At 68.7% G+C, this 1,468-nt stretch carries 1 protein-coding gene; it reads right to left on the minus strand.

Annotation, left to right across the window (positions count from 1 at the left end; genetic code table 11):
* The coding region (locus BFF77_RS32210) for a molybdopterin-dependent oxidoreductase (RefSeq protein ID WP_169922762.1) at positions 1 to 1,353 on the minus strand (1,353 nt) is incomplete at its 3' end.
* Positions 1,354 to 1,468 lie beyond the last annotated feature (115 nt).

Here is a 1,468-nt window from a genome sequence, read left to right on the forward strand (position 1 = left end):
TATGGACCGTACGACGTCGTAGCCGTGGTGGCGCGGCGAGGTGATGGCGAACTCGAGGTCCAGGGCGTCGAGGAAGTCGTCACTCGGGCGTTCGAAGATGCCCATGGTGCGGTCGCCCTGGACGTTGGAGTGGCCGCGCACCGGGCAGACGCCGGCGCCGGGGCGGCCGATGTTGCCGCGCAGCAGCAGGAAGTTGACGACTTCGCGGATGGTCGGCACGGAGTGCTTGTGCTGGGTCAGGCCCATCGCCCAGCAGACGATGGTGCGCCGCGAGGCGAGGACGAGGGCGAGTGCCTCCTCGATCTCGGCGCGCTCCAGACCGGTGGCGGTCAGGGTCTCGTCCCAGTCGGCGGCGTCGGCGGCGGCGCTGAACTCCTCGTACCCGTGGGTGTGTTCACGGATGAAGGCTTCGTCGACCGCGCCGGGCGTCCGGAGGATCAGCTTGTTCAGCAGCCGGAAGAGGGCCTGGTCGCCGCCGATCCTGATCTTGAGGAAGAGGTCGGTGAGCGCGGCGCCCTTGACCATGCCCAGGGGGGTCTGCGGGTTCTTGAACCGCTCCAGGCCGGCCTCGGGCAGCGGATTGACCGAGATGATCTTCGCGCCCGCGGTCTTGGCCTTCTCCAGCGCCGAGAGCATCCGCGGATGGTTGGTGCCCGGGTTCTGGCCGGCGACGATGATCAGGTCCGCCTGGTGCAGATCCTCCAGGGAGACACTGCCCTTGCCGATGCCGATGGTCTCCACGAGCGCGGAGCCGGAGGACTCGTGGCACATGTTGGAGCAGTCCGGCAGATTGTTCGTGCCGTACTCGCGGGCGAAGAGCTGGAGCAGGAACGCGGCCTCGTTGCTGGTGCGGCCCGAGGTGTAGAAGAGCGCCTCGTCGGGCGAGCCGAGCGCGGTCAGTTCCTCGGCGATGACCGCGAAGGCCCGTTCCCAGCTCACGGGTCTGTAGTGCTCGGGGTCCTCGGCGGTGTCCAGCAGCATCGGCTGGGTGATCCGGCCCTGCTGCCCCAGCCAGTAGCCGCTGCGGGCGGCGAGGTCGGACAGCGGGTGCGCGGCGAAGAAGTCGGGGGTGACACGGCGCACGGTGGCCTCCTCCGCGACCGCCTTGGCGCCGTTCTCGCAGAACTCCGCGGTGTGCCGGTGGTCGCCCTCGGGCCAGGCGCAGCCCGGGCAGTCGAAGCCGTTCTTCTGGTTGACCTTGAGGAGCGTCCGTGCGGTCCTGCGCACGCCCATCTGCTGGTGTGAGATGAGGAGTGAATGCGCGACGGCGGGGATTCCCGCCGCGGCGTGTTTGGGGGCCGTTACCCGCGGCGAGTCCTGTGCCGGATCACCTGCTGGCGGCTTGCTGGCCATCACGCTCTCCTTGAGCCTAAGTGTCGACTGTCTACAGTATTCAATTCTCCCACGCCTCTGTGGCAACGTTACGTCCGGCCGGTGTCGGGATCGTTGCGGGGCGGGGTTGCCGGGG

Origin of the sequence: Streptomyces lushanensis, from assembly GCF_001700515.1 — a bacterium.
Classification (GTDB): Bacteria; Actinomycetota; Actinomycetes; order Streptomycetales; family Streptomycetaceae; genus Streptomyces; species Streptomyces lushanensis.